This window comes from Hyphomonas sp. UBA3601 (assembly GCF_002375605.1).
Lineage (GTDB): Bacteria > Pseudomonadota > Alphaproteobacteria > Caulobacterales > Hyphomonadaceae > Hyphomonas.
Map to the genome: position 1 here is coordinate 20328 of NZ_DFME01000026.1, position 5434 is coordinate 25761.

The window sequence follows — 5434 nt, forward strand, 5'->3', positions numbered from 1 at the left end:
TGCAAATTGCTGAGGAAGGTTTTGGCTTGGGTGGAAAGCGTGCGTTCTGTCATGCGAGTCTCGCGCCATTGGGGACTGGATGATCTGGAGCGAACAAGACGATTCGGTCATCCGTGTCCGGAAATCCCAGTGTAAGGACTTCAGACATGAATTTGCCGATCTGGCGCGGTGGAAAATTGACCACGGCCGCGACTTGTCGCCCAACCAGTTGTTCGGGGGAATAATGTTCGGTTATTTGCGCCGACGATTTCTTTTTGCCGACGCCCGGTCCGAAATCGATCAGAAGACGGATGGAAGGCTTGCGCGCGCCTTCCAACGGCGCGGCCTCAATAATGGTTCCGACGCGAATGTCGATCTGGCGAAACGTATCGAAACTGGTTTCGTCGACGGGGCCAGATTCAGGAGAGTCTGTAAGATGCACGGATCAAACGATCACGGACCCGCCGTCCACGACCACCATCTGGCCGGCCATGTAGGCGCCCGCCTTGGACGCGAGAAAGACAGCGGCGCCGGCAATATCTTCCGGATCGCCGATGCGACGCATGGGCGTACCTTTTTCTACGCGTGCCGCCATTTCGGGGTTCTCCCACAGGGCCCGGGCGAAATCTGTCTTAATCAGGCCTGGTGCGACACAGTTCACCCTAATATTGTGAGGGCCGAGCTCGAGTGCGTAATTGCGGGCCAGCTGGAAGTCGGCAGCCTTGGAAATATTGTATGCGCCAATCGTACTTGAGCCTTTCAGGCCGCCGATCGACGAGATGATGACGATGGCGCCATCCTTGCGCTCTTTCATTTCAGGCGCGACCAACTGGATCAGCCAGTGGTTTGAGATGATGTTGTTGGACAAGATCTTCTCAAAGGATTCGTCATCGATCTCTTCCAGCGGGCCATAATACGGGTTCGACGCCGCATTGCAGACGAGAATGTCGATCTGGCCGAATTCGGCCCGTGTTTTCTCGGTCAGATTCTTCAGGTCATCCTTCGAAGAAATATTGGCTGGGATCGCAATCGCCGTCCCATCGCCATGCTTGGCGTTCAACGCGTCAGCCACGTCCTGGCAAGGGCCCGGCTTGCGGGACGAGATCACCACGCGTGCGCCTTGTTCGGCCATCTGCTCGGCGATGGACTTGCCTATGCCACGCGAAGATCCGGTGATGACAGCAGTTTTTCCGGTGAGGTCGAACAAGCTCATGGTGAGGCTCCCTAATGTATATCTTTGCAGACTCGTTAGCACAGGAGGCCGCTTCGAACAGGGGTCACGCTAGGAAAGGCCGATCAGGCGAGGCTCCATTCCATCATGAGGATTTCGGCGAGCCGTTCTGTGCGTTTTCTAACCACTTCTGACGTCCAGGCTTCCTGATCGACCAGATCCCGTGTCAGCGCAAAATCCTGTCCGCCACCACCATTGAAATAGACCTCCTTCTTGGCGCGATAGTCGAGCCGGTCGGCTTTCTGGTTCACCTTGTTGGTCAGCAAGACGAAATTGCCGAGCGTGTCGCACTGCTCGCGTCGTTTGGCCGGGTCCGGCCAGGTGATCATCCAGTGGCTATCTTCGCTGATATTGCGGGGCAGGACGTGTTCGACCGTCGCGTCAGACTGAGGGGCAATGGTGAAACCGCCGTCCAGCGCCGCATTCAGGCGCAGCGCCATTGAGCGCCTCTGGCCGAACGTCGCGAACCGACCAAGCATCCTGTCAAAGGCGCGGCGGGATTCATCCTTGGTAATATTGAAAGGGCTGCCGCGGCCATAAAGCGTGCGGCTGTTGCCGATATTCTCGTTCACCTTGTTGAAGCGTTTCGTGCGTTGGTCGCGATCCGTGAGGACCAGCATGATGATGTAGGAAAGCCGCTCCAGCTTGGTGAAGAATTCCGGCGCACTCTCATGTTCCACGCCATGCTCGACAAGAAATTTGAGCGCCGGAGCGCGCCAGCTCGTCTGGTCCAGCGCGCGCATCTGGTTCAGCTTGTCGCTGATCAGTTTGGCGTGTGGGCCTGTATCCAGATTGGCGGTCGTGATGATCTTGTAAGCTGCTACGTAGCGGGGCAGGACGTCATCAAGGAAACCGCGTGCGGTGATCTTGGGGATGACGTTTTTCAGGAAGCCGGTGATCAACTCACCCTTTGAAGATTTGTCATAGATTGAGCGGATCTGGCGAAGCAGGTCGTCAAACGCGCTGCCGCCCAGAGCGGCCTCATGCTCGGCCCAGCGCTCAGAGTAAAAGCTTGCTTCTTCAGTTGTGAACTTTGACCTTTGGAACAGTTCGGTCTTGATGATGTCGTGTGCGCCCGGCTCCTTGCCGCGCGTGTTGAGTACACGGAAGACCTTGAAGCCCTGGTCCTTGTCGTTCACCACCACGCGAACCAGCGCGCAGCGATTCATCGTGACATCTGCCAAGGCATTTCGATCTGCGTCTGACAGGGCCTTCACGCGTTTCAGGAGCGTGCGGGCATTTTGGACCATGCGACGTTGGCTGTCACTGTCCCCGGACTCGCCATCCAACCGAAGCGTGGCCCCAGGAGTCTGAATCATGTGGCGGAAAAACGGGCCGTCCATATGGTTCAGTTGCAGGCGCCAACTCGCGGCCTCTCCCAGCATGGGGCGTGCCTCGTCAGCAATCAGAGCGTGAATTTCCGCACTTTTCGACGGGTCGGATTCAATGTCTCGCAGGACAGAGAGCAGGATGGTCAGCGTCGTGAGGCGCTGCTGACCGTCGACAATCTCCAGTAAGCCTTCTTCCGTGCCGCGGTTCAGAACCACAGCCCCGACAAAGTGGGGTGTGCCGGTTTCGGCGGCGTCAAGAAGGTCAGTCAGGAGTTCGCCAGCCTCGCGCTCCGTCCAGGAGTAACTTCTCTGGTAGGGCGGCATGCAGAGCCGTTCGCTGGGGCCGAAAATACTCTTGAGCGAGCTCTCCTGGGCACGTACGCCGAGATCCATACTGGCATCCTCTATACAAGCTTTGTGCCTAGCCCTTGCCAAGTGTCATCACAACGGCACATGAACGGCTTGCAACGCGTTTGCGGAAAAAGTGTGACAGGAGAGTAACGCAATGAAGCTGGTTCGGTTCGCAGAAAATGGTACCGCTCGCTATGGAGTTCTGGACGGGGACATCGTCCGGCCGACAGATGCGACAACTCTGCAAGATGCGCTGGCAATTACAGGATCAGACGCTTTGCCGGTTCCGTTGAAAACGCTCGATCTGCTGGCGCCGGTGGAGCGCCCCCGCAAGATTTTGGGGATTGGGGTGAACTATGCCGCCCATGCCGCCGAGAGTGTGAGTTTTGTGGATACAAAATCTCCGCAGGTGCAGAAATGGTTCAACAAGCAGGCGACATCGGCCAACAAGCCCTTCGGCCGCGTGCATCTACCCAAGGTTTCTGATCAGCTGGACTATGAAGTCGAGTTGGTTGTTGTCATCGGCAAGCATGGCCGGCACGTGCCACGTGAGCGGGCGATGGAAATCGTCGCCGGTTTTTGCGTCGGCTGTGACTACTCGGTGCGTGACTGGCAGCGCGCGAGCCAGACCATGATCATGGGCAAGGGGTTCGACACCCACGCCCCATTTGGTCCGGCTCTTGTGACACCGGACGAAATCGAGGATCTGGCCTCGGTGGAACTGCGCAGCTTTGTGAATGATGAGTTGCGCCAGACCGGTCATGTACGCGACATGATCCATGACATTCCTGCGCAGATTGCGCATCTTACTGCCGCCTTCACGCTGGAGCCGGGTGACCTCATCTTCACAGGTACGCCTGCGGGTGTTGGGGGTGGGTTCACCCCACCGAAGTGGCTGAAGGTGGGCGACCGGGTGCGTCTGGAAATTGATCAGGTCGGTGTCATCGAAAACGAAATCGTAACCGAACCCGGAGACACGCGGATCGGGTAGGGTGGGTACGATCATGAAATTTCGAGCTCTTGGAATTGTCGTATGCGCTACTGCGCTCGCCGCATGCAATCCGGTGACTTCCAAAGATGCCGAGACGGCACGAGTGGATTTGACTGTGCATTCGACAGATTTTGCGGTGCTGCCTTGCTCAAAGCGGAGTTTGCCCGGAGCCTGCGTCCATGTTCTGGCGGGCGGCAAACGGGTCGTATTCGGCGCGCCGGCGGGCATGACACTCGATATGACGCAAGCGAGTTTGCGGAATACCGACGCCGTCATGCTTCTATCCTTGCGCGGTGAGGATATTGAGGGCCTGGACGAGATGCGAAACGCAGCTTGGCGTGCCGGGCGGGAATCTTCTCTTCCGGTGGCGGGTCCATCCGGCACGGGTGACTTTCTAGGACTGCTTAATCGCGCCTATGAGGTGTCCGATGCGCTGATCTATGTCGAGGACCGTCCAGCCGGTGGGTTCGATGCGGCGCTGCTCGCTTTGTTGCCTGGAGACGGTGAGCAGGTGGCAACCGTTTTCGATACCGGCGATTTGCGTATCAGCAAGTTCGAAACCGGGACGGACCGAGCCTTCTATGTTGTGGACTATGTTGACCATACGGCGCTGATCGCGGGCTGTGGCATTGAACTGCCCGACTCGGTAACCGATGGAATTGATCTGGTGCTTGATTGCGAATCGAATTGGCCAACAGCAGATCCGGTTTTCGTGTTTCGTGATGGGGTGGTTAACTGAAAATCGGATCCAGACCTGCTTTTCCACAGTTCTCCGATCTGGGTTCAGATGTGGCTGTGCCAGTCGATCTGACCGCAAATGCGTCATTGTGCCGGCGATAGCTGCCCGTGATGCCAGCACTAATCGCCTTGTCCGCATGCGCGACGCCTGCCATGCTCGACTTGATGGGGATTGTGGCTTGTTTGCAACGGCGCTGTGACAGGATTGCCGCGGTCGACAAATTCCTCCAATTCCTCGCAATTCGTTAACCAATTGGGCCTAGCTGTTAACATTATTGGGTTGTATCGGGTGCTGACGTAATGACTTTTGTTCTGTTCCTTCTATACGCGGCCATCGGCGGCGGCGTCGGCTACGGCGTCTTCACGCTGACGGATGTCGGCCTGCCCATGTCGATTGCGGCGGGTGGCATCACCACGGCTTTGCTGGGGCAGATTCACCTACTCGCCAGTTCAGGACGCGCCACCAAGGACATCGATGACCGCATTGACCGGGTGGAGCGGACCGTTCGGGATTCCGCGGAACGTGTTGATGTCATTGAAGCGCGCACGGATGCCGTCGAGGCGACCGTCAAGCACGAATTGACCGAGCGCCGCGACGCGCTCGTGACCGAGATGAAGCAGCTGGAGAGCCTGATCGACCGGCTGTCCAAGAGCTTTGAAAACAAGTTGGCGGAAACGACCAGCACCGCGGTCGTGGCACCGGAAGAAGATGCTGTCCTGCGTGATGTGCGCGACGCGCTGAAGGATGGTCGTGTTGACCTGCACCTGCAGCCGATCGTGTCTCTGCCCCAGCGTCGTGTGTCCTTCTACGAG

5 protein-coding genes and 1 pseudogene are annotated in these 5434 nt (G+C 57.7%); 3 read left to right on the top strand and 3 right to left on the bottom strand.

The genetic code is table 11. From position 1 onward, the window contains the following. Positions 1 to 49: 49 nt before the first annotated feature. The 3 genes from B4F73_RS02720 to B4F73_RS02730 all read right to left on the bottom strand — a co-directional run bounded on the left by B4F73_RS02720 (position 50) and on the right by B4F73_RS02730 (position 2934). Positions 50 to 421, bottom strand: coding sequence for a tRNA-binding protein (locus tag B4F73_RS02720; RefSeq protein WP_290482453.1), 372 nt, complete (start codon positions 419 to 421; stop codon positions 50 to 52). A gap of 3 nt (positions 422 to 424) precedes the next feature. Further along, positions 425 to 1192, bottom strand: a complete 768-nt coding sequence (locus tag B4F73_RS02725) for an SDR family NAD(P)-dependent oxidoreductase (protein WP_290479073.1) — start codon at positions 1190 to 1192, stop codon at positions 425 to 427. An 83-nt stretch (positions 1193 to 1275) separates the two neighbouring features. Further along, the gene (locus B4F73_RS02730) at positions 1276 to 2934 is read right to left on the bottom strand and encodes a DUF262 domain-containing protein (RefSeq protein ID WP_290479072.1); all 1659 of its coding nucleotides are present in this window, start codon (positions 2932 to 2934) and stop codon (positions 1276 to 1278) included. A gap of 112 nt (positions 2935 to 3046) precedes the next feature. Between B4F73_RS02730 and B4F73_RS02735 the strand changes: the two genes are divergently transcribed. From B4F73_RS02735 to B4F73_RS02745, 3 genes and pseudogenes are all read left to right on the top strand, one after another. Beyond that, on the top strand, positions 3047 to 3883 hold the full coding sequence (locus B4F73_RS02735) for a fumarylacetoacetate hydrolase family protein (protein WP_290482454.1): 837 nt from the start codon (positions 3047 to 3049) through the stop codon (positions 3881 to 3883). Positions 3884 to 3896: 13 nt separating this feature from the next. Then, positions 3897 to 4622, top strand: a complete 726-nt coding sequence (locus B4F73_RS02740; RefSeq protein ID WP_290482455.1) for a hypothetical protein — start codon at positions 3897 to 3899, stop codon at positions 4620 to 4622. Between the two features lie 299 nt (positions 4623 to 4921). Then, positions 4922 to 5434, top strand: a pseudogene (locus tag B4F73_RS02745) (diguanylate phosphodiesterase); the annotation flags it as partial.

Coding starts and splice junctions, on each gene's coding strand:
- B4F73_RS02740 (WP_290482455.1), top strand. CDS start 3,897: ATGAAATTTCGAGCTCTTGGAATTGTCGTATGCGCTACTGCGCTCGCC.
- B4F73_RS02730 (WP_290479072.1), bottom strand. CDS start 2,934: ATGGATCTCGGCGTACGTGCCCAGGAGAGCTCGCTCAAGAGTATTTTC.
- B4F73_RS02725 (WP_290479073.1), bottom strand. CDS start 1,192: ATGAGCTTGTTCGACCTCACCGGAAAAACTGCTGTCATCACCGGATCT.
- B4F73_RS02735 (WP_290482454.1), top strand. CDS start 3,047: ATGAAGCTGGTTCGGTTCGCAGAAAATGGTACCGCTCGCTATGGAGTT.